Annotated in this window: 23 protein-coding genes and 1 other annotated feature; of the genes, 16 read left to right on the plus strand and 7 right to left on the minus strand. The window is 44.5% G+C overall.

Annotation, left to right across the window (positions count from 1 at the left end):
• Window positions 1–2: 2 nt before the first annotated feature.
• Window positions 3–857: an alpha/beta hydrolase gene (locus BN2425_RS01715; protein ID WP_052352745.1), complete on the minus strand. Its 855-nt coding sequence runs from the start codon at window positions 855–857 to the stop codon at window positions 3–5.
• Window positions 858–1,043: 186 nt separating this feature from the next.
• Here BN2425_RS01715 and BN2425_RS01720 point away from each other — a divergent pair, with 186 nt between their 5' ends.
• The 6 genes from BN2425_RS01720 (at window position 1,044) to BN2425_RS01745 (ending at window position 7,797) form a co-directional block, all read left to right on the plus strand.
• The gene (locus tag BN2425_RS01720; protein WP_042454396.1) at window positions 1,044–1,592 is read left to right on the plus strand and encodes a DJ-1/PfpI family protein; all 549 of its coding nucleotides are present in this window, start codon (window positions 1,044–1,046) and stop codon (window positions 1,590–1,592) included.
• 85 nt (window positions 1,593–1,677) lie between these two features.
• Window positions 1,678–2,742 (plus strand): pyruvate dehydrogenase (acetyl-transferring) E1 component subunit alpha, encoded by a 1,065-nt coding sequence (gene pdhA, locus BN2425_RS01725; RefSeq protein WP_042454398.1) that lies wholly within the window; start codon window positions 1,678–1,680, stop codon window positions 2,740–2,742.
• Complete coding sequence (locus BN2425_RS01730) at window positions 2,739–3,716, plus strand: alpha-ketoacid dehydrogenase subunit beta (RefSeq protein WP_042454399.1); 978 nt, start codon at window positions 2,739–2,741, stop codon at window positions 3,714–3,716. Before pdhA ends, BN2425_RS01730 begins: the two co-directional genes overlap by 4 nt.
• 25 nt (window positions 3,717–3,741) lie before the next feature.
• On the plus strand, window positions 3,742–5,010 hold the full coding sequence (locus BN2425_RS01735; protein WP_042454401.1) for a dihydrolipoamide acetyltransferase family protein: 1,269 nt from the start codon (window positions 3,742–3,744) through the stop codon (window positions 5,008–5,010).
• Window positions 5,011–5,073: 63 nt separating this feature from the next.
• Window positions 5,074–6,462 carry an FAD-binding oxidoreductase gene (locus BN2425_RS01740; RefSeq protein ID WP_042454402.1) on the plus strand — a complete coding sequence of 463 codons (1,389 nt, stop codon included), beginning with the start codon at window positions 5,074–5,076 and terminating at the stop codon, window positions 6,460–6,462.
• Between the two features lie 144 nt (window positions 6,463–6,606).
• Window positions 6,607–7,797, plus strand: a complete 1,191-nt coding sequence (locus BN2425_RS01745; protein ID WP_042454404.1) for a M14 family metallopeptidase — start codon at window positions 6,607–6,609, stop codon at window positions 7,795–7,797.
• A gap of 224 nt (window positions 7,798–8,021) precedes the next feature.
• Here the strand turns inward: BN2425_RS01745 and BN2425_RS01750 are convergent, their stop codons facing one another.
• Genes BN2425_RS01750 through BN2425_RS01760 form a run of 3 tightly spaced genes read right to left on the minus strand, consistent with a single transcriptional unit; the run spans window position 8,022 to window position 9,956 of the window.
• On the minus strand, window positions 8,022–8,486 hold the full coding sequence (locus BN2425_RS01750; protein WP_042454405.1) for a CD3072 family TudS-related putative desulfidase: 465 nt from the start codon (window positions 8,484–8,486) through the stop codon (window positions 8,022–8,024).
• Window positions 8,476–9,051 (minus strand): CD3073 family putative ECF transporter S component, encoded by a 576-nt coding sequence (locus tag BN2425_RS01755; protein ID WP_042454407.1) that lies wholly within the window; start codon window positions 9,049–9,051, stop codon window positions 8,476–8,478. The genes BN2425_RS01750 and BN2425_RS01755 overlap by 11 nt, the downstream gene beginning before the upstream one ends.
• Window positions 9,048–9,956 carry a selenium metabolism-associated LysR family transcriptional regulator gene (locus BN2425_RS01760; RefSeq protein WP_052352746.1) on the minus strand — a complete coding sequence of 303 codons (909 nt, stop codon included), beginning with the start codon at window positions 9,954–9,956 and terminating at the stop codon, window positions 9,048–9,050. The genes BN2425_RS01755 and BN2425_RS01760 overlap by 4 nt, the downstream gene beginning before the upstream one ends.
• Window positions 9,957–10,391: 435 nt before the next feature.
• On the opposite strand from BN2425_RS01760, the gene BN2425_RS01765 reads away from it, so the two are divergent.
• On the plus strand, window positions 10,392–11,765 hold the full coding sequence (locus BN2425_RS01765; RefSeq protein ID WP_216628793.1) for a chloride channel protein: 1,374 nt from the start codon (window positions 10,392–10,394) through the stop codon (window positions 11,763–11,765).
• A 42-nt stretch (window positions 11,766–11,807) separates the two neighbouring features.
• Here the strand turns inward: BN2425_RS01765 and BN2425_RS01770 are convergent, their stop codons facing one another.
• Window positions 11,808–12,251 (minus strand): hypothetical protein, encoded by a 444-nt coding sequence (locus BN2425_RS01770; RefSeq protein ID WP_042454442.1) that lies wholly within the window; start codon window positions 12,249–12,251, stop codon window positions 11,808–11,810.
• Between the two features lie 301 nt (window positions 12,252–12,552).
• On the opposite strand from BN2425_RS01770, the gene BN2425_RS01775 reads away from it, so the two are divergent.
• The 9 genes from BN2425_RS01775 (at window position 12,553) to BN2425_RS01815 (ending at window position 20,567) form a co-directional block, all read left to right on the plus strand.
• Window positions 12,553–13,050 (plus strand): sigma-70 family RNA polymerase sigma factor, encoded by a 498-nt coding sequence (locus BN2425_RS01775; RefSeq protein WP_042454408.1) that lies wholly within the window; start codon window positions 12,553–12,555, stop codon window positions 13,048–13,050.
• A complete protein-coding gene (locus BN2425_RS01780) occupies window positions 13,043–14,059 on the plus strand; it encodes an anti-sigma factor (RefSeq protein ID WP_042454410.1) in 1,017 nt (338 codons plus the stop codon). Before BN2425_RS01775 ends, BN2425_RS01780 begins: the two co-directional genes overlap by 8 nt.
• Window positions 14,044–14,352 carry a hypothetical protein gene (locus tag BN2425_RS01785; protein WP_042454411.1) on the plus strand — a complete coding sequence of 103 codons (309 nt, stop codon included), beginning with the start codon at window positions 14,044–14,046 and terminating at the stop codon, window positions 14,350–14,352. Before BN2425_RS01780 ends, BN2425_RS01785 begins: the two co-directional genes overlap by 16 nt.
• Window positions 14,353–14,467: 115 nt before the next feature.
• Complete coding sequence (locus BN2425_RS01790) at window positions 14,468–14,980, plus strand: DUF3189 family protein (RefSeq protein WP_042454445.1); 513 nt, start codon at window positions 14,468–14,470, stop codon at window positions 14,978–14,980.
• Window positions 14,981–15,128: 148 nt separating this feature from the next.
• Complete coding sequence (locus BN2425_RS01795) at window positions 15,129–16,196, plus strand: XdhC family protein (protein WP_042454413.1); 1,068 nt, start codon at window positions 15,129–15,131, stop codon at window positions 16,194–16,196.
• Between the two features lie 42 nt (window positions 16,197–16,238).
• A complete protein-coding gene (locus BN2425_RS01800) occupies window positions 16,239–18,557 on the plus strand; it encodes a xanthine dehydrogenase family protein molybdopterin-binding subunit (RefSeq protein ID WP_042454415.1) in 2,319 nt (772 codons plus the stop codon).
• Window positions 18,557–19,390 (plus strand): FAD binding domain-containing protein, encoded by an 834-nt coding sequence (locus BN2425_RS01805; RefSeq protein ID WP_042454417.1) that lies wholly within the window; start codon window positions 18,557–18,559, stop codon window positions 19,388–19,390. Before BN2425_RS01800 ends, BN2425_RS01805 begins: the two co-directional genes overlap by 1 nt.
• On the plus strand, window positions 19,390–19,863 hold the full coding sequence (locus BN2425_RS01810) for a (2Fe-2S)-binding protein (RefSeq protein ID WP_042454419.1): 474 nt from the start codon (window positions 19,390–19,392) through the stop codon (window positions 19,861–19,863). Before BN2425_RS01805 ends, BN2425_RS01810 begins: the two co-directional genes overlap by 1 nt.
• Window positions 19,864–20,003: 140 nt before the next feature.
• Window positions 20,004–20,567, plus strand: a complete 564-nt coding sequence (locus BN2425_RS01815; RefSeq protein WP_042454421.1) for a TetR/AcrR family transcriptional regulator — start codon at window positions 20,004–20,006, stop codon at window positions 20,565–20,567.
• 41 nt (window positions 20,568–20,608) lie between these two features.
• Here the strand turns inward: BN2425_RS01815 and BN2425_RS01820 are convergent, their stop codons facing one another.
• A complete protein-coding gene (locus BN2425_RS01820; protein ID WP_042454423.1) occupies window positions 20,609–20,971 on the minus strand; it encodes a hypothetical protein in 363 nt (120 codons plus the stop codon).
• A gap of 226 nt (window positions 20,972–21,197) precedes the next feature.
• Entirely contained in the window at window positions 21,198–21,449 is a 252-nt protein-coding gene (locus BN2425_RS01825) for an alpha/beta-type small acid-soluble spore protein (protein WP_042454425.1), read from the minus strand.
• 105 nt (window positions 21,450–21,554) lie between these two features.
• Window positions 21,555–21,767 (plus strand) — a binding site (T-box leader).
• The last annotated feature ends 167 nt before the right edge of the window (window positions 21,768–21,934 follow it).

Consider the following 21,934-nt stretch of genomic DNA (forward strand, 5'->3'; position numbering starts at 1 on the left):
GATTACCATGAATTATTCTTGTCTAAAAATCCAGCTACTGCATTCGTCATATTAATGGCTTCAGCATTATCACTCCCGGCGCCGAGTAATTTCGTAATCTCCCGGTGTGTCAATGTATGGTTGAAAAACAGTTCTACCGTATTTCCGGCATATCTCGCCTTCTCCGCAAACGTGGTGAAGGCTTTTTGGTCTTTGCCGACTAACAAAATGGACGGCAAATGTTTATTGGCAGCATAGGTGATGGGAGAGGCATCCGCCCAAGTTTCCTGTTTGCCGCCAAACACTTCCATATAGGTGGTGTTTCTAGGAATAAACTCCGTTAAATCAACTGGACCGTCCAGGTTAACCACGGTGTTGATTACTTGGAGGGGCAAGCCAGCAGAAGCCAGATAGTAAGGGTTGGTTCCAACGAGCGTGACTAAATGTCCTCCTGCGGAATGTCCCATTAAATTTATTTTTGCCCGGTCGATTTTATACTGGTCGGCACGATGATAGACCCAGTGGATGGTGTTGGCAACATCCTTAGCCATATCCGTATATGGAACACGGGGAGATAATTGATAGTTCACGGATACGAAGACATATCCTTTGTTGGTAAAAAAAGTTGGCTTTTCCGAGACATTGGATTTATCACCGTGCATCCAGCCGCCGCCATGTACGTAGATCAGGACCGGATGGGCTAGTTGTTCCCCACCCTCGGGTGTATAGATATCCATTGTTTGTTTGGGCTCGCTGCCGTACTTTATATGCGCCTGATTGTAGGCTAATGCCTGCTCGGGGCAATAGAAGGTTGGAAAACTCACCAAAAAAAACAAAGTTGAAACGAATGATCGAAACCATGTCTTACTGTTCTTCATCTTAAACCCCCTTCGTTCTTTTTTTACTTGGACATTCGTTAATTTTTCCCATAATCATAGGAAAATATTGATTACTTCTTATTTGAAAGTGATGACAAAAAAATTCATTTTAATGGAGGAAAATTAAGGGAATAAACGAATATATTCATAAAGGAGTTGTCTAATTTTGGAAAGGGGGAATATCATATGTCTAAAAAAGTGTTAATCATTGCGGGGGACGCGGTGGAGGCATTGGAGATTTATTATCCGTATTTCCGATGTTTAGAAGAGGGCTTTGATGTCCAAATTGCTGCACCATCGAAAAAGAAACTGCAGACGGTTGTCCATGATTTCATTGGCTGGGATACGTATACGGAAACAAAAGGTTATTTAATTGAAGCACAGGTAGCATTTGAGGACGTTAGCCCTGAAGAGTATGATGGATTAATTATTCCTGGAGGAAGAGCTCCGGAGTATATACGGCTAAACGAAAATGTCCCTAAAATTGTCGCTCATTTCTTTGAAGCAGGCAAACCGGTAGGGGCCATTTGTCATGCCGCTCAGGTTTTAACAGCTGTCCGTCAATATTTAGAGGGCCGGGAGATGACGGCTTATATTGCATGCAAACCTGATGTTGAGGCATGCGGTGCCACCTATATTGAAAATCCTCTTCATGTCGAAGGCAATCTCGTATCCGGTCATGCATGGCCAGACTTGCCGGGCTTTATGAGAGAGTTTATTAAGTTAGTAAAATAGAGTCAGGTAAAAGGAATGGAGGCATGTTCTCTAATTCCTTTTTCTTTTTAAAAAATCGTTCGGATAACGCAATGGGGGGATTTGTATGTGGATTGAACCAAATGAACGGAAGGTAGAAAGAATACAGTTTTTGAATGAGAACGGCAAACTGATAGGATCCATGCCGGAGGTATCTGATGAAGAGCTTGTCAGCTTATACAAATGGATGGTCCTGGCCAGGGTGTTTGACCAGCGGGCCCTTAAGCTGCAGCGGCAAGGCAGAATTGGTACATACGCCCCGTTGAGTGGACAAGAAGCTGCCCAAATTGGAAGCGCCTCCGCATTAGCGCCCCAGGATTGGATTTATCCTAGCTACCGCGAAGGGGCAGCCTGTTTTGTCCACGGGTTTCCGATGAAGAACTTTTTCCTTTATACGATGGGCCATTTAAGTGGGAGCGATGCCGAGGGGGCCCATGTGTTTCCGGTGCAGATTATTATAGCAGCCCAATGTCTCCATGCGGTGGGAGGAGCCTGGGCAAGCAAATACAAAAAGGAAAACAGCGTCAGTGTCGCCTATCTTGGCGATGGAGGCACGTCTGAAGGGGATTTTCATGAGGCCATGAACTTTGCAGGGGTGTATCAGCTGCCCATGGTCTTCTTTGTCCAGAACAACCAGTGGGCGATCAGTGTGCCGGTCGGCAAGCAGACAAGCAGTAAAACAATCGTTCAAAAGGCACTAGCCTATGGGATGGCAGGAGTACAAGTGGATGGCAATGATGTGCTCGCGGTTTATATGACCATGAAACAGGCTCTAGACCGGGCCCGTAAAGGAGAACCTGTGTTAATAGAAGCTGTAACCTATCGCCAGGGTCCACATACCACCGCCGATGATCCCACCAAATATCGGGATGGCAGTGATGTGGAAACCTGGCTTGCGAAAGACCCATTGAAAAGGATTAAGCTGTTCCTTTTTGAAAAGGGAATATGGAACGAGGCGCTAGAAGAGCAAGAATATGCAAAGGCGGAGCATACGGTTAGTGAAGCATTCGAACAAGCCGTGAATACACCAAAGAGCAATGTAAAGGAATTATTCGATCTGGTATATGAACAAAAGAGTAGCCAGCTTGCAGAACAACAGCAATCTCTAGCTTCTGAGGAGGTATGGAAATGACCTTGTTGACGATGATTGAGGCCATCAATTTGACCTTAAAAAAGGAAATGGAACGGGATGAGCGGATCATTCTTCTTGGTGAAGATATTGGGAAAAACGGCGGCGTGTTTCGGGCCACAGATGGTTTGCAGGCCGCCTTTGGACCAGAGCGGGTTGTCGATACGCCAATTGCGGAGTCGGCAATAGTCGGGGCAGCTGTGGGAATGGCCGCAAGAGGCTTGCGACCAGTTGCTGAAATCCAATTTTTCGGATTTATTTATGAAGCGATGGACCAAATGGCCTCACAGGCAGCCCGGCTGAGGTTCCGTTCGGGTGGCCGGCTTAGCGCGCCAATGGTGATTCGCGCTCCATTTGGCGGGGGAGTGAAAACCCCAGAACTCCATTCTGATAGTTTAGAAGGCTTATTTCTGCATTCCCCGGGTCTGAAGGTAGTTATGCCAAGTTCCCCGTATGATGCAAAGGGGCTGTTAACAGCGGCCATCCGTGAGAATGACCCTGTCCTGTTTCTCGAACCGATGAAACTATACCGTGCATTTAAACAGGAAGTACCGGAACATGACTATCTGATTGAACTGGGCAAAGCCAATGTGGTGAAACAGGGAGAGGACTTAACAATTATTACCTGGGGACCGACTGTACCGCTCGTTCGTCAGGTAGCGGAACAGTGGGAGCAGCAAAATATCTCCATTGAAGTGGTGGATTTACGGACGATTTCACCAATTGATGAAGACACCGTCCTTGAGTCTGCGAAAAAAACGGGCAGGGTCATAATCGTTCACGAAGCAGTGAAAACAGGAGGACCGGGTGCAGAAATCTCCGCACTGATAAACGAAAAAGCATTGTTCTATTTATCGGCGCCGATCCTGAGAGTGACCGGCTTTGATACACCGTACCCAGTACCGTCAGTGGAAGACGATTGGCTTCCTAATGCCCAACGTATTAGCCAAAGTATCCAGGAAGTATTAGCCCATTAATTTTCGAATAGGAGTGGCAGAACATATGGCTTATGAATTTCGTTTTCCCGATATTGGGGAAGGCTTGCACGAAGCAGAAATTCTCACTTGGTTTAAAAGAGTAGGTGACCAAGTGAAGGAAAATGAAAACATGGTGGAAGTGCAAACGGATAAAGCGGTGGTGGAAATCTCATCTCCTGTTACAGGGACGATTGTTTCATTGGAGGCGCAAGTAGGTGAGGTGATAAAGGTCGGCGAGGTTCTGTTCACTGTTAGGGAGGAACCGAGTATCGTTGGCTTGCCAGCAAAGGAGGGATTTGGCGGTTTATCATCACAGCCACACCTAGCGGCATCGTACCCACGATCCCAGGCTGGTTCTATTGGAATTTTGCCCAAAAAAAGAGTAATTGCAGCACCGTCGGTCCGGAAATTAGCGAGGGAACTAGGGGTTGATATCACCGAAGTACAGCCCACTGGCAAAGCTGGCAAGGTAACAGAGGAGGATGTCAGGAACTTCGCTCTTAGGTCGGAAAGAGAGGCAGCAGCAGCCGTGGCAACTCTGACGCCGCCTTTATCAGCGGTACAGCTTCCACCACATCTAGAAGTGGGGGAGGAGGAAGTTCGCCAACCGATTCGCGGACTGCGGAAAAAAATCTATGAAAATATGAAGCTTTCCAAATCCACAGCGATTCACTGCAGCGGGATGGATGAAATGGTCGTTACCAAGCTGGTAGAACTCAAAAAACAGCTGCAGCCCCATGCGGAAAATAGAGGCGTAAAACTGACGTATCTTCCGTTTTTTGTGAAGGCAGCGGCAAAAGTACTAAAGCAGCATCCCATTTTCAATGCCAGGGTAGATGACGAGACAATGGAGATTGTTTTGAAAAAAGGGATCCATATAGGGGTGGCCACAGCAACCGATGAAGGATTAATTGTTCCGGTCGTGAGGGATGCCGATCAAAAGTCAATCATTGAAATTGCTCAAGAGATTCAGGATTTATCCAATCGAGCAAGGGAACGAAAACTAAAACCGCACGAAGTCAGCGGTAGTACTTTTACAATATCGAGCACGGGTGGTAAAGGCGGCTGGTTCGCCACCCCAATTATCAACTATCCGGAGGTGGCGATCCTGGGAATTCATAGTATTAAGAAAAAGCCCATTGTCCAGGATGACCAAATTGTCATTGGGGAAGTCATGGGCATGTCGATCACCTTTGATCACCGGGTCATCGATGGGGCACCTGCTAACCAGTTCATGGAAGACATCCACGAACTTCTGGAAAATCCGGAACTGTTCATACTGGAGGGAAAGTAAAGGTAGTGTCTATGGAAGACAGGAGTGATCAATGGATGATAAACAATAGGGGTGATAAACGTCATGAGTTTGTATAAAGATTTGCTGGAAATAATGGGAGACAATGAGCGGGTAACCGTCAATGAAACGATTTTAGAGCAGCATAGCAAGGGCATGGCGTACCATGAACCAGTGCTGCCGGATGTGGTCGTATTCCCTGTTTCCAAGCAGGAAGTTAGCCAGGTGCTAAAGTATGCAAGTCATCATAAAATCCCGATTGTGCCGTTTGGGGCGGGTTCCAGTTTAGAGGGACAAATCATTCCCGTCAATGGTGGAATCAGCTTGGATTTCACGTTGATGAACCAGATTCTCTCCGTTCGTCCGGATGATTTTATTGCGGTCGTCCAGCCAGGAGTTACCCGAAACCAATTGAATCAGGCACTAAAGCAATATGGATTGTTTTTTCCGATTGACCCAGGAGCGGATGCGACCATCGGAGGCATGGCTGCCACTAATGCCAGCGGTACCAACAGCGTAAAGTATGGTGTCATGCGTAATCAAGTGCTGGGTTTAGAGCTGGTCTTGACGGATGGTTCGACAATCCGTACGGGAGGCTTTTCATTCAAGTCATCAGCAGGGTATAATCTGACAGGATTGTTTGTCGGCTCGGAAGGAACCTTGGGGGTATTTACGGAAATTATTTTAAAGCTGCAGGGAATACCAGAAAGCATCACGGATGTGAAAGTGACATTTTCATCAATTGAAGATGCCGGTAAAGCGGCTACGATGCTCTTAAAAGTCGGGCTTCCGATTGGAAAAATCGAATTGGTCGATGAAAAAACGATCATGGCCGTTAATGATTATAAGCGAACTTCATTTCGCGTAGAACCCACTTTGTTTTTAGAATTCAGCGGGAGCAGGCCGGACGTGGAATATAGTGTTCAATTAGCAGAGGATATCGTCAAAGAGGAGGGCTGCATTTCATTCGAATTTGAAACAGACTCTTTGAAACGTGCCCAGCTATGGGAGGCACGTCATCAGGCAGCACTGGCCATCATTGCCGCCAATCCCGGAAAAGGGCATATGGTCACCGATGTTTGTGTCCCGCTTTCCAGTTTGGTCGAAGCCTTAAAATATACAAGGCAGGTCGTCGACCAATACCATATCGATGCGGTGGTATTTGGCCATGTTGGGGATGGTAATTATCATGCTGTCTTTTCGGTAGATACCGCCAATATTGAGGAGATGGAGCGGGTTGAGGAGGTTCACAAACAGATTGTTCAGTTTGCCTTAGCGAAAGGCGGAACCTGTACGGGCGAGCATGGAATAGGGATTGGAAAAAAGCCTTTTTTAAGAGAGGAACATGGGGACTACATAGCACTTATGCAGGGAATTAAATCGTTGGTGGACCCGAATTATATTTTAAATCCCGGAAAGGTAATGGAAGAGACCATTTCTAGGATTCCTCAATAGAAAAAAATTACTGCATGGGTGAATCACTCGTGCCTTTTTCTTGGGGACATGATCGCAAATTTCTTGGAGGTGTGTTGTTTAAAGATAATTTTGGAGTGGCCGCATACATATTAGTAATAAATGATAAACATCAGGAGGAACTTTATGGAGATCATTGTTAGACCTGGTGATTCTATATGGTATTATAGTCAATTATTTCGGATGAATCAGCAGCTTATTCTTGATTCCAATCGGGATATTAACCCGAATCAGTTGTCTATCGGCCAGCATATCCGATTGCCTGGATTTGTTGCACAAGATTATCGAATTAACCCAGGAGATACCTTCTATTCAATCGCCCGTTCACAGGGGTTGTCAGCGGACGCTATCCAGTTGGTAAACCCAGGAGTAAACCCTAACCGGCTTCTCGCCGGCCAATCTATCAAAACCCCTTTGAGAATTACTTGGAGGTTGGTCCAAGGCAGGCAAAACTACGATTATAGCCGACTAATGCAAGATATTCGCCAATTGCAATCCGTTTACCCATTCATGCAATTGAATTCGATCGGTAATACGGTGCTTGGTAATCAGATTCCAGAGCTCCTAATCGGAAAGGGAAGCAAACGGGTCCATTATAATGCCTCGTTCCACGCAAATGAATGGATTACGACAGCTGTTTTAATGACGTTTATCAATGACTATTTGTTAGCTCTGACCAACTTCACTCCGATTCGTGGTATTGTGATGTCCGATTTGTATCAGCAAACTATATTGTCAACTGTTCCAATGGTAAACCCAGATGGAGTAAACCTAGTATTAAATGGACCGCCGGAAAATGAAACGTGGCGTACGAGAGTCATCCAATATAATAATGGCAGCACCGATTTTTCCGGATGGAAGGCCAATATCCGTGGGGTGGACCTTAATGACCAGTTCACGGCCAAATGGGAGGATGAGCGTGCCCGCAACCCAAAACAGCCCGGGCCAAGGGATTATGGCGGAGAAAAGCCATTACAGGAGCCGGAGGCGATTGCCATGGCGGAGCTGACTCGAAGACGGGATTTTGCAAGGGTCCTGGCCTTCCATACACAGGGGGAAGTCATTTACTGGGGCTATGAAAATATGGAACCTCCCCAATCACAAGTGTTGGTCAATGAGTTTAGCCGAGTGAGCGGTTATATACCGGAACAGACGATAGAAAGTTGGGCAGGGTACAAAGATTGGTTTATCCAAGATTGGCGCAGGCCGGGATTCACGGTAGAACTGGGGACAGGAACCAATCCTCTTCCGATCTCGCAATTTGATGAAATTTATCAGGAGACCTTGGGAATTTTCTTGGCGGGGCTTTACATGTAGATTAGGAGTGGTTTGAAATAAAGTATTTGAGGCCGTAGCCCAGTCATGTAGTTTAGTTAGTTTGTTGAAAAACAGTTTTATCCGTAAAAAACCCAATAAATCCGCAAGATCTTCAATAGATTGAGAAAATCCAAGCGAAAACTTAAGTTGTGTCAATTCTATAAGAAGTTCCGCAAAAAAAGCCAGCTTCCTGCCTGAGAGCTGGCCTTTTTATGTACAGTCGGTTATTTGACGAAATGCTCATCACTTTTAAAAACAGGCTCACTGGTATTCGGAAGATACCAAAGTGTCTCTAACGTAATCCCTTTTTCAGCAAACATGCTAGTTAGCTCTTCCATAAAAATCCCCCGCACAGGGTCACAGGAAGGACTGCTTTGGATGCCTAAAATTCCAGCAATCTCATAATCATTTTTCAGGTAATCCTCCGCTTGATACAGGACGGGCTGAAGTATTTCACGGCAATGCTTTCGATATTCGGGTGTATTATATTGCTCATAAGTCATGGATGGCCGGTTCAACCCGAGAAACGTAAACTCCGGACAAGGAAGCTGCAGCAATCCATAACCTTGCTTCATTGCCCATTCAACAGCGGAAACAATGGCTCCCTCTGCTCTAGCCTCATCAGCAATAACGGTATTCTGGTTTAAAATGCAATGGGAGACAATCAGGATTCTTTTACTACGCTGCATGGCGGTTTTCCTTCTTTATCAGTTTTGAAAAATTGGGCAAACGGGTAACCATGAACATGACAAGCAGGCAGGTGATAATCTTATCGACAAAGTTGCCGGTAATTCTGGATATAAACGTGGAGGCAAATACACTTTCACCTGCTGCCCGCAGCCATAAAACCACGACATCCATGCCGCTGCCATTCAAACCGCCATATACGGCAACCGCAATTGGCGTGCCAATTAGCGGAGCGACTACTGATAAAATCAGTCCGGTAATCAGGGCAACATACCATTTGGTAAAATCAAACTTTCTTGCGATATAGCCAACCACTAATGCAATTGCCACGTTGACAAGACCAAAGAAAATGGCGGAGGCTCCTGTTGTCATACCAAGTACGACATTGGTCAATAATCCGGCCAAAGCTCCCCACCAGGGACCGAATATTACGGCAATCAGCACAGTACCAATGGTATCAAGGAATAAAAGTGGAATTTTAAGAGATGATACGACTGTCCCTAAAATGACATTTAAGGCAATTCCCATTGCCGAATAAGTTAGAATCATTGTTTTGCTGGTTTTCATGTTTCCCTCTCCTCTAAAGGTTCATGTGAAATTAAAACATTTGTCAATTCTTTAATGATGGGACGGTTTTCTGTTTCCTTCAGGACTGTAAAGTAAAAGCTGCGCTGAATAGGATTGATTTTTTCAATCACCCGGACTCGATTTGCATTCACTGCAGGCTGTGCGGCTAGCTTTGATACAAAGCTGATACCAAGCCCAGCTTCTACGGCGGCAATCACCCCCTCTGTGCTTCCAATTGATAAACTAATGGGCAAATTATCCAGCACTAAATCATGTGCGGCCAAGTATTCTTCCATTCTCTTTCTTGTGCCAGAACCTTTTTCTCTTACAACAAACTCATAATGCTGCAGCTCATTAACAGCTGGGTCCCCAGTCTCAAGTAACGGATGATGAGTTGGAGTGATTAACACTAAAGAATCAGTAGCTAGTTTCTGGCTGTTTAACTTTGCAGCGGTTGGCTGCATCCCGACGATTGCTGCATCAATTTGCTGATTGAGAAGTTTCTTTAAGGTTTCTTCAGAATCACTGATTTCGATGGATACATCTACCTTTGGAAAACGGTCGCGGAACCTTTTTATCATCGCAGGAACTAAGTAAGTACCTGGAATCGTACTGGCACCGATGGTCAAATTCCCGGTTAATGTATCCTGAAAACCAACAAGGTCATCCTCAAGTCGCCGCCATGTTTTTATCATTTCTTTTGCTGCCTGATAAACCAGGGCTCCAGCTGGAGTGAGATGGATACCTGAGGCCCCTCGATCAAGGAGTTCGAATCCCAAATCTTCTTCTAAACTCTTAATCTTAAGACTAATGGCAGGCTGTGAGCTGTGGAGTGCGGCGGCTGACTCGGAAAAGCTCCCTTTCTCTACAACTAAAATAAATGCATCTAATTTATTTAAATTCATAACATGCCTCATTGTATTTGATGTTTTTATACTTAGTATAAAAAATATTTATGAGGTATTCAAAGTATTTATTTAAAAAAGATTAATCAAACGTTTGATTAATGTAGAGAAAAGTTAAACAAACATTTAATTAAAAGCTTTAAGGTGCCGTTGTGTCTGCTTTGTTGAGGTTAATTAATCGTTTGTATAAAAATAAGTTTATTTTTAATTAAATGTTTAATTGAATTTGAAAGAGTTAATTAAACATTTAATTAATTTGCCAAATTGGTCATTATATATGAAAACGAATAGGGGAGAATGACGATAAACGTACGGTATTTGCAAACATCTTTAACTTGACGTCCATGAGATAGTTGAATGAGTGGAAGGGCCTGCAAAGAGGGCAATTAGACATTATAATCTTATAGTGCTATCTTCAGGTGGGGGTGAATAGGTATGTTTTCGCGAATCTATTTTATAGAACCGCTTGTGATGATTGCAACTCTCATTCGCTGGCTGTTTTTATCCACCATAACGGGAGCCATCGTTGGGACTGGAACAAGCCTATTTTTACATGTATTAAATTACTCAACAGGACAAACATCCACCATTCCGTTATGGCTGCAAATGCTTTTATTGCCAATCGGCGGAATTTTAAACGGTCTTATTTTATCTTATGGATATCGGAATGCCTCAGCAATGAAAGACTCTACGATCACAGCAGTCCACGAACAGGCAGGAATTCTACCTGTCAAAACGATGTGGGTCAAGCCTCTCACTGCTATTATTACCTTAAGTTTTGGCGGGTCTGCAGGGAAAGAAGGACCATGCTCTCATATAGGCGGTTCACTCGCCTCTATATTCGGACAACTATTCCATCTAAATGCTGAAACACAAAGACGTCTTGTTGCTTGCGGGGTAAGTGCCGGCTTTGCGAGTGTATTTGGCACGCCAATTGCTGGTGCTATATATGGAATAGAGGTATTGACGATTGGAAGGCTCCGCCATGATGTAATCTTCCCCGCCATTATTGCAGGAGTTGCCTCCTATCAGGTAAGTAAAATGTGGGGAATCTATTATAGTTATTTTCCGATTGAACTTTCTTCCCAGTTTTCAGGTGTGCTGTTCCTCAAGGTGATCCTGATTGGGATCGTTTGCGGATTAGTTTCATGGCTGTTTATTGAATTATTTGTCCAAGCCCGGAGTGTTTTTCAATATATCGAAAAACAGTACCATATTCGCAAGCCGTTTCTGCCTTTGATTGGCGGACTTATTTTGTCAGGCCTAATTTTGGTTTTGCCAGTGGATTATTTGGGACTAAGTCTCCCACTGATGGAGCGGGCATTAAGTGGTGAGGAGGTGCCGGCATTAGGATTTCTTTGGAAGGCACTGTTTGTGGCCATTACGCTTGGTTCGGGATTCTATGGGGGCGTCGTAACACCGCAGTTTGTCATCGGTGCCTTGTCCGGCAATGTGCTGGCCCATTTGATGGGAATTAATCCAGCTTTGGGGGCCGCAATCGGGATGGCTTCCGTGGTCGCTGCGGCCTCAAACACACCAATTGCTGCTATCTTTATGGGCTTGGAGTTATTCGGGAGCACAACAGCGGTCTATCTAGTCGGGGCTTGCATAACTGCCTATATTACGATTGGGCATAGAAGCGTTTACCCAGACCAGCTTGTAGCCTATCCAAAATCCATGTGGATGTATTTAACTCCGGGGATTTCACTAGAAAAAGAAAAAATCCACGTCTCCTATGGACTACTGCGAAGAATGAAGCGTTGGGAACACCAGCATAAAAAGAGGAGTGACCGAAAGCATAAAAAGTAGGGCCGCGATAAAGACGACACACGTAGTAAAATGGAGCACCTTTTAGTGCTCCTTTTGTTTGGCGGCGTTATTAATGATACGTTTCAAAAGAAAACCAACAATCAACCCAGGTATAACCGATAACATAGGCAGCCAAATCGGCCCAAAGAAGATGCCAAAAGGCTTGAAAATGGTTGAAAAAATTAACCCGACTGTCACGAAATAGGCTGAAAAAACAAACGGTAAAAATGAATTCTTTTCTTTTCCTCCTCCTGCATCTTTGAAGGCATCCCACATAGCGAAAAAATACACACAAGGGTAGAACATCAGCCATTGAAAATCAATTTGGTGAATTGCTTTTTCAATCTCACCATGAAAGCTTGAAATAATGGCTAAATTAAACCTTGCTTGAACATTAATTAATATTTCTAAAATAACAAAAACAATCCCTTTAAGCCATTTGCCATTCAAAAATTGCCCGAATCCAGGCAGGGCTATACTCCACATTAAAGCTTCAAGTCCGTTGCGCACATTCTTCTAGTCCTTTGCCAAGTTTTCTCGATTTGCACTAATAGGTGGTTGCCGTAAACAATGAATTGCCATCATATGATCTCGCCCCGCTCCTTAAAAGTTCACATATCACGATGATTATAGTATTTCGCCGAAAATAAAAAGTATGTTTGAAAAACGGTAGTAGCATGAAATGAAGAGATGATATAGGTAATTTATCCTATGAAAAAAAAACATTTCAACAAATGCAACTTTTTGATATGGTAAAACGTGGTTAAAGTGAAAAGGGGGAGCAATAGTGGAACTTGATCAGGCCTATCAAGCATATGTGAATGATTTATATCGTTACCTATTCTCTCTCTCAAAGGATCACTTTATAGCAGAGGACTTAGTTCAAGAGGCATTTTACCGTGCCTATGTACAGCTGGAGGATTATCAGATTTCGAACATACGGGCATGGCTTTTTAAGGTAGCCTATCATGCATTCATTGATTTTCAGAGAAAGAATAAACGTTTAGTGTTCCGGGAAGACCCCTATAATGAAACAAGCTTTACGAAAGAGACGCCAGAAGGAAGGCTTTTGGAGAAGGAAAGCTTTCAATTATTGCTTGGGGATATCCATTCATTAAAGGAACTGGAAAGGCATGTCATCCTATTATGTGATTTTCACCAGCTAAGTTACAAGGAAGCTTCAGCCATTCTTGATATAAATGTTAATACGTTAAAAAGCCTGTTACATAGGGGAAGAAAAAAAGTGATGGACCGAGTGAAGGAAAGGAAGAAGGCCAATGACTGAGGATAAAAATCAAGTGGACCAGGAGTATGAGAATTATCTGAAGGAATCATTAGATCATATTGATCAGATACCAAGCTATCCAGAAGCGAAGCAGACTGAATTTGTGAAGATTGGAAAGAGCATGGCGCGGAAAACAAATATTATGATCAGTCTTGCGGTGCTGCTCCTGATTGTTCCGATCATGACATTGGCGACCTATTTGTACTACGGGACTGACAGCAGGGCGGACCGGCTAATTGAAGTGGCAACGAACACGATTTATGTTACTGAGCCTAATATGAGCCTCAAAAAATTAGACGTTGAAGACGATATCGGCTTTTTTTCGATGAATGTTACGTTTGATGTTTTTAAACGTGTTGGAAAAGAGGATTATAAGGCCGGCGACTACGATATTCGTTTTCTGTTAGGCCAAGCAGAATTTCCTAAAAAAAATCTTTTGCTAGACCGCCCTTTGGCTGAAAATCCTAGCAAAGAGACAGGGGTTTTGTTTCATCCCGATGCAATTATGCCGTATTCAGCCAAAGACGGCTGGGATACTTTAGATAAACTGCCAGACGGAACGGTGTCGGAAATTTATGTATCGTTCAATCACTTGATGGACCCGCGGGAATTAGAAAAAAGTCTGCCGCAAAATATGGAGCTGCGCTGGGTGGCAGTAGACACGGGTTTGGAAAAGGCACAGGTGGACAAAGAAGGGGTGCCGATTACTCCATTAGGGTATCCGGTACAGGCTGACCCGGAAACATGGTCACCGTTTAAAGACGGAGACAATCAGCAGGCTTTCCTTGATATTTTATCGCAGTTGAAAAAAAATGAGGCTGTTGCCGAGAAAGTGGCCAGGGCGAAGTCATTATCCATCGGCAGCCGGTTGGACTATATTAAAAAACATGAAATTAAGGTGTATGGAGCGGTCATCACCGGTCCAACAGAGGAATTACGAAAGCTTCACGACCGGGAAGACATTCGTGCCATAAAGATGGGGGAAGTGAAATTATGGAATTGGGAGTAAAAAATAAAGGCTTGCTTCAGCGCATCCCGGCAATCTTCGGATTTTTATCTTTTCTATCGGCTTTAATTGCGTTGGCGGGGTTAAATGTGGGTCTATTAATTCAAGGAAGTCTATTTTTTGGCCTGTTTGTATTTCAGCTGCCATTTGTCGGCTTTTTCTTAGGGATTGTAGGCCTGTTCACGGAGAAACGTTCCCGGCTTTTTGCCATCTGGGGGTTCTCGTTATGTCTCTTCCTATTGGTATTTGCGTTTTTAATGATTATTTTATCGTTAGGAATTAATTACAAACCATAAAGCGTTGCGAAAATTGATCCTTCCAAAACATGGAGGGATTTTTTTTATGGTATCTTATAAATCATCTAACATTGGGGATGATAGAAGAAAAAACACGTTAAAGAGGACGATCGAAATGATTTATATTTATCATGATTACGGCGGTACGCATACCACTTCCTTGGCAGCTGCCTATCATCTTAAACTCTTGGATGACCCCTCCAAGGTTCTTAGTAAAGAGGAGGTGTTAGCAGTTCCGTATTTCAATAAATTGAAAAAGCAAGATGCAGGAAAATTTATTTTTCACGGAGAAGACGAAGAAGGGAATCCTGTTTATACAATAGGAAAACGTTCATCCAAGCTTGTGCTTCCCTCCATCTATCACTTAAGTGAAATCATGACACAACGCTACGGTCTAAGGGAGAAAATTATTTTTTCCAATACGTCCCCTGTTGTCCCGCTTGCCATGACGCTTGGCGGTTTTTTCTCTAGAGGATTGGGCATTGATTTCATTGGTGTTCCCCTGCTCGTAAAAGGGGCCCAACAATGCTGCAAACACATCTATCAACTCGTTGACCGGACGAAGGCACTTGCAAACGAGACAGAAACACAAATTATTTTAATTGATAATCATAGGTTTCAGGCATAATTACTATATGTTTTAGTGTATGTGTATAAGTTGATATTACTAGCTGAATCTTGTCCTAAAGGCATTTTTTTTGCCTTTGTTTCATACATCTTAATCGAGCGCTTACGCCATAAAGAATATGAAAGTTTTCCGTTTGGAGATGGAATGGATGCTAAACATTTTACCGATTTTGGAGGCAGTGCAGCATTCACCCCTAAGGGGTATTTTGGCCACCATTATTAAAATCGAGGGATCTGCCTACTTAAGAGAAGGAACTTCGATGTTCATTCAGGAAGATGGCCAAAGTGTGGGCACAATATCCCCTGGATGCCTAGAGGAAGACCTGATTTTAAGGAGCCAGGAAGTCTTTGAATTCCAAATACCCAAAACCATCACCTACGATATGCGCTCCATCGACGACTACGGATGGGGCCAAGGAATGGGCTGCAATGGAATAATCACCATCCTCCTAGAACCCATAACCAAAAAACTCAAAACCGACCTACACTTCCTAAAAACCTCACTACAAAACAAACAACCAATACTACACGAAAAAAAATTCACACAAGACCTTACATTACAACAATCCACCTTCAAACACCACCCGGGGACAGTCCCCCAGCACGGTAACGCATCACTGGAGCGGGGGACAGTCCCCCAGCACGGTAACGCATCACTGCAACGGGGGACAGTCCCCCAGTACGGTAGTGCGTCAGTGCGGTGGGGGATTGTCTCTGAGGGATTTTGTTATAGTTATGTTTATTTTCCGCCTCCAGTTCTTGTTGTTTTTGGGGCGGGTGTGGATGCGAGGCCGCTTGTGGGGTTAGCTGCCAGGGTTGGGTTTATGGTTAAGGTTTGTGATTGGAGGCCGGGTCTTTGCAATGAAGAGCGGTTCCCGGAAGCGGATGAATGTCATATCGGTTCGCCACAGGAAATCATTTCAGCTATGGAGATTTCCGATACTGACTTTGTCGTGATTATGAGCCACAATTTCCGGAAAGATCAAGAATTCCTTGAAGCATTACAACATTCTAATGTGAGATATATTGGTTTGTTGGGGTCAAAGGATAGAACGTTACGACTAGCAAGGAATGGAACAAAGCAGCAGAAGCTTTTCTTTCCCATCGGGCTGCCGATTGGTGCACAAGGGCCAGAGGAAATTGCAGTCAGTATTATGGCGGAAATCATTCAACAGTATAGACAGCCAAATAAGTTTGCGAGTATTAAAGATTCATAGTACCGCGCAAGATCCGTACTGCATGAAAGGGGATTGAAGCATATGCACATCATTGGGAAAGGTATCACCCGAAAGGATTCCCTTGAAAAGGTAACCGGACATGCAAAGTATACAGCAGATTTCGAGATAAAAGGGATGCTTCATGCCCGAACGGTCATAAGTCCTTTTGGGCACGCACTGATTAAACAGTTAGATCTAACAGAAGCCCAACGAATCCCAGGGGTAAGGGCCATTGTGACAGGGGATCATCTTCCGCTCACGGGAGAAGAATTGCGGGATCGCCCGCCAATTGCCGTGGACCGGGTCCGTTTTAACGGAGAGGTTGTGGCCATCGTCGTAGCTGACACCCCTTATTTGGCCATGAGAGGGGTAGAGGCAATAAAGGTCCAATATGAACAACTCCCTGTCGTCAATTCCCCATCCGAAGCACTAAAGCCTGATGCGCCGCTGCTCCATCCCAATATGGGTCAATATGAAAAAATCCAAGGAGTCTACCCGGAACCTGGGACCAACATTGCCACCCGCACGAAAATCCGTAAGGGTGATCGAACGAAAGGATGGGCTGAAAGCGAAGTCGTGGTGGAGGAGAAGTTTGCCTTCCGGACATCCGACCATGCTGCTATGGAGACGAGGTGTTCAATCGCCCAAATTCATCCGGGAGGAACCATCGAAATCACTTCCTCCTCCCAAGCGCCATTTATGATTAAAAAATTGATCGGACAGTATTTTGGAATTCAGCCTGGCACCATTAAAGTAAATACCCCTCTAGTGGGCGGGGCATACGGAGGAAAAGCGTCTGTCCAGCTGGAAATTCTGGCCTATCTTGCCACTAGAGCTGTGGGTGGACGAATAGTGAAAATGATGAATACCCGTGAAGAGGATATGCTCACCTCCCCGGGGCATATTGGCTTAGAAGCCCAAGTAAAACTAGGCTGCACAAAAGAAGGGACCCTGAAAGTGGCAGAGCTTCTCTATTTATGGGATGGCGGCGCCTACTCTGATAAATCAATTGATTTGAGCAGAGCGGGAGCGGTTGATTGCACGGGTCCCTATAATATTGAAAACATTTGGTGTGATTCGCTATGTATGTATACAAACCATCCGTATGCAGCCCCGTTTAGAGGGTTCAGCCATTCGGAGGTCCATTTCGCTTTTGAAAGGACCATGGATGTTTTAGCAAAAAAATTGAACATGGACCCGCTTGAGCTGCGTTATAAAAATGCCATATTGCCGGGACATACGACCCCCACTCAATTCCGCTTAAATGCCAGCACGGTTGGAAATGTGCCCAAATGCATTGAAAAATTGAAGGAGTTAATGAATTGGCAGGAAGGGCAGGTCACTAACCTGGGCCAACATAAGGTGAGGGCAAAAGGAATTGCCTGTACCTGGAAAACCTCTACCATTGATCCTAATGCAAGTTCCGGAGTCATTCTCACATACAATCCTGACGGCAGCATTAACCTCATTTCCGGTGTCGTTGAAATTGGAACGGGAACCAAAACGGTCCTTGCCCAAATTCTTGCTGAACAATTAAAAATGGACATAAAAGACATCCATGTCCAAATGCATGTTGATACAGTCAATACTCCTGAACATTGGAAGACAGTGGCGAGCAGGGGAGTTTACATGGCAGGCAGGGCCGTTTTAGCGGCTGCAGAAGATGTCATCAGCCAATTAAAAAGTTTAGCGTCATTTATCTTGCGCGCCCCCATTGAGGATGTGGAGGTGGGCTACGGAAAGGTCTTTTTAAGAGGGGAACCAAGTAAATCGATCCCGATTAAGGACATCGCCTACGGTTACACTTTTCCCAATGGAAATTCGATCGGAGGGCAAATCATCGGCAGGGGCCATTACATGATGCCAGGCATCACCTATCTAGACAAAGAAACGGGGGCAGGAAAGCCCGGCCCGGAATGGGAAGTGGCCGCCCAAGGAGTAGAGATTGAATTGGATACGAGAGAATATCGTTATCGAATTCTCAGGGCAGTCACGGTGGTTGATGTAGGAAAGGTTTTGAATGAGAAAACACTCACTGGACAGGTAAAGGGTGCGATGAGCATGGGGTTGTCCTTTGCAGCGAGGGAAACATTTTACTTTGATTCCCTTGGCACTATATTGAACCCGCAGCTAAGGACGTACCGGCCAATCCGGTTTGGGGAACATCCCAAGTATGAAGTCGCCTTTGTAGAAACGCCGCATGTCGAAGCCCCCTTTGGCGCAAGAGGGGCAGGAGAGCATGGGTTATTAGGCATGCCGGCTGCACTCGGAAATAGCTTATCAGCGGCATTATCAGCTGAAGTCAACTATCTGCCCCTGATTCCCGAATTATTATGGAAAATAAAAGGAGGTGAGAGATAGTGCTGTCAGCAGACATCGAGTATTATCGACCTGCAACGATTAAAGCAGCGACAGAACTCTTTTTTTCCTTAAAAGGGGAAAACAAACGACCGGTTTATTATTCAGGCGGCACTGAAATTCTAACCCTAGGCCGGCTGGATTTGATTCAGCCAGGTGCCCTGATTGACATAAAAGCTATAAAGGAATGTCTGGTTTTTGAGTTTGATCGCAACAACCTGCTGACAGGCGCAGCCCTTCCCTTAACTTACATTGAGGATGCTAATTTATTTCCCTTGCTGAGTGCGACATCCATGGGGATTGCCGACCATACGGCAAGAAACAAAATCACGCTGGGAGGAAATTTATGCGGGCAAATTTTTTACCGTGAGGCCGTGCTGCCCTTCCTCTTGTGTGATAGCGTAGTCACCATAGCAGGGCAAAATGGAGTGGAGTCACTGCCAATCGGGCAAATTTTTAATCAAACCTTCCAACTCGCTGAAGGGCAATTTATCATCCAGATTATGACGGAAAGAAGGTATGTTGATCTTCCTTTTGTAAGCATAAAGAAACGCCAGCAGTGGGAGACAGGATATCCGCTTCTGACCGTGGCTGCAATTAAAGTGGAAAACCAATTACGGTTTGCCTTCAGCGGGCTGTGCCCGTTCCCATTTCGTTCCAAGGAAATGGAGGATGAATTAAATAAGGCCGGGTTGTCACTGCCTGAAAGGGTAAAAAGAGCTATCGGCCATATACCAGGACCTGTGCTTCATGATGTCGAGGGGTCCAGCGAGTACCGTCTATTCGTCCTCGAAAATACATTAAATGAAATAATAATAGAATTGGAGGGAAGGTAATGGCTGCGTCTCCACCCCAAAAAATTAATGTCTCTTTAGATGTCAATGGAGAAACTAGGAATGTCGCGATCCGGCCGGCGGATACGCTTCTCTTTATTCTTCGGGAATATCTCGGCTTAACAGGGGCAAAACCTGGCTGTCTAAATGGTGACTGCGGGGCATGCTCAGTGATGGTAGATCATACAGTTTATAAGTCATGCATCATGCTTGCGGTTGAAGCAGTCGGTTCCAAAGTGACCACAATAGAAGGATTAAAGGATTCACCCATTCAACATGCATTCATTGAAAACTTTGCGTTTCAATGCGGCTATTGCACTCCAGGTTTTATTATGAATTGCCACGCATTGTTGAAGAACCATCCCCAACCAACCTATGAGGTCATTAAGGAATGGCTTTCCTCCAATATCTGTAGATGTACATGCTATGAGGAAATACAAGAAGCGGTCATGTCAGTAATTGAAAAGCGGGAGTAAAGGCAAAAACAATAGGCCATGGATGCAGCCCACCATGGTCTTTATTTATAGTCGAATTGCCAATCACAGCTTAGATATGGTAGAGTAAAAGTAGGATGAATTGACTATAAAACTAATTTAGTCAAAAAGGAGGGACCCGGGTGGCTCCCAATCGCAGAAAAATGATTGTCGATGCTGCAACCAAATCCTTTTCCTTGTTCGGCTATAAGGCGACAACGATGGATCAAGTGGCCAAGCTTGCGAATGTAGGAAAAGGGACAATATATACATTTTTTAAAAACAAGGAAGAGCTGTTTGAAGAGATTATGTCTTCTTTAGTAAAAGAAATGATTGCTGAAGCAGAGGCCGTTTTGAAGCCAGAATTGCCGTTTACCGAGAATGTCCATCGTGGGCTGTACCGCATTTTAGAGTTCCGTTCCCGGCATCAGTTGATGATTAAACTCGCTCAAGAAGAAAAGGAAATGGGGACCATCGCTGTCTCAGATATGCTCCAGCATGTGGAGGACGAAATCATTGCTTATTTAAAGCAAAAAATTGAGGCCGCCATGGCAAAAGGGGCCATTCCCAAGACTAATCCGGAAATTATCAGCTTCTTGCTGCTGAAAATGTATGTTGCGCTTTTGTCTGATTGGGAAAAGAAGCACGAACCATTAAGTTCGGATGAGATTGCCGAGATTATGAAAGGTCTCTTGCTGCATTCATAAATTGGAAATATAAAAAGAAGAGGACCCCATACCTCTTCTATTTATTTTGCTATACGATTTTTTTGACTGGCTTTTCGGCCGCTTCGGGCTCCGCCTTCAATCAAGGTTAGCGCCGGGGCTCCCCCTCGTTTGGCAAATTTGCGATTGGTGAATTTGCCGGTCGATAAAACGATAAACTGTCCTCGTTTGCTATTATGTGTCTGCTCCGACATCAGTGATAAAAATGTCCCCATTAAAACCGCTAAAAACGAACCAAAAAGTATCCCAAAACCTAAACCGGTGAAGAAATAATTCACAAAACCATTAGTGAAAAATCCCGTGACTAAAAGTATAATTCCGAGCCAGCTTGCATAACAAGCTGTTTTTCTCATGAACAATAATGCTTGTAAATGTTTTTTATGCAAACCCTTTCACCCCTTTGTTACCAATATTTTACCACCATTTGTCACAAAATTGTCAAACTTTTTTTGAAAATGTTCTTGAAATTTTTATATGAGACACTGTTGAATTCTCCGTAACTAGTTTTGTCCGATAGAGGTCCAATATGGGACACTTTGAGTCATCTGCCTAGCAGTTTTGTCTCTGGGGGAATCTAAAAAAGGACCCGTTTCCCAGGTCCTTTCCTCAAAACTACTGTTTAGTTAAGTTTTGCTGTGCCATTTTGACCAGCTCGCGGACCATGCTGCCGCCAAGCCGGCCGCCAACTTTCCCAGCCTGCTCCGAAGTTAGCTGCCCGTTATAGCCCTTTTTAAGTGGAACGCCTACTTCCTGTGCTGCTTCAAATTTGGCATGGTCAGGGTTCTGGGCTTGAACAACTCTTGCTTTTAACTGGTCAAGACCATTTCTAGCTTCTGGAACAAGAATTTTATTTCGTCTGGCCATTGATATCCCTCCTTTACCCATTAGAATTTCCGAACAGAAAAAATTCATCATCATCACTGGCAAAAACCGTATGTTTCCAGTATAATAGCTGGTAATTCAAACAATTGAAAATCAATGACAAAGAGAGTAGTTATCTAGAAAGATAAAGCGAGTCGGGGACGGTGGAAGCCTGATGCAATCAGATAATGAACCGCACTTTGGAGATGCCTGCCTGAAAATAAGTAGGGCACGCCGGGGAATACTCCGTTATGTAATTAAGCTGGTTCAATTCGAACAATTAGAGTGGTACCGCGGGAAATTGTAACTCTCGTCTCTTTTCATAAGAGGCGGGAGTTTTTTATTTTTATGGCTCTGTTAAAAACAATAATGTTGATTTTTTTAACCTGTTGATTGGAGCGGAAGGCGCTCGACTCCTGCGGGAGTACGGGGTTGGGGAGACCCCGCAGGCGCTTTCGCGCCGAGGAGGCTCCCCAACCCCCGACCCC

It is taken from the genome of Neobacillus dielmonensis, from assembly GCF_000612665.1.
GTDB lineage: Bacteria > Bacillota > Bacilli > Bacillales > Cytobacillaceae > Neobacillus > Neobacillus dielmonensis.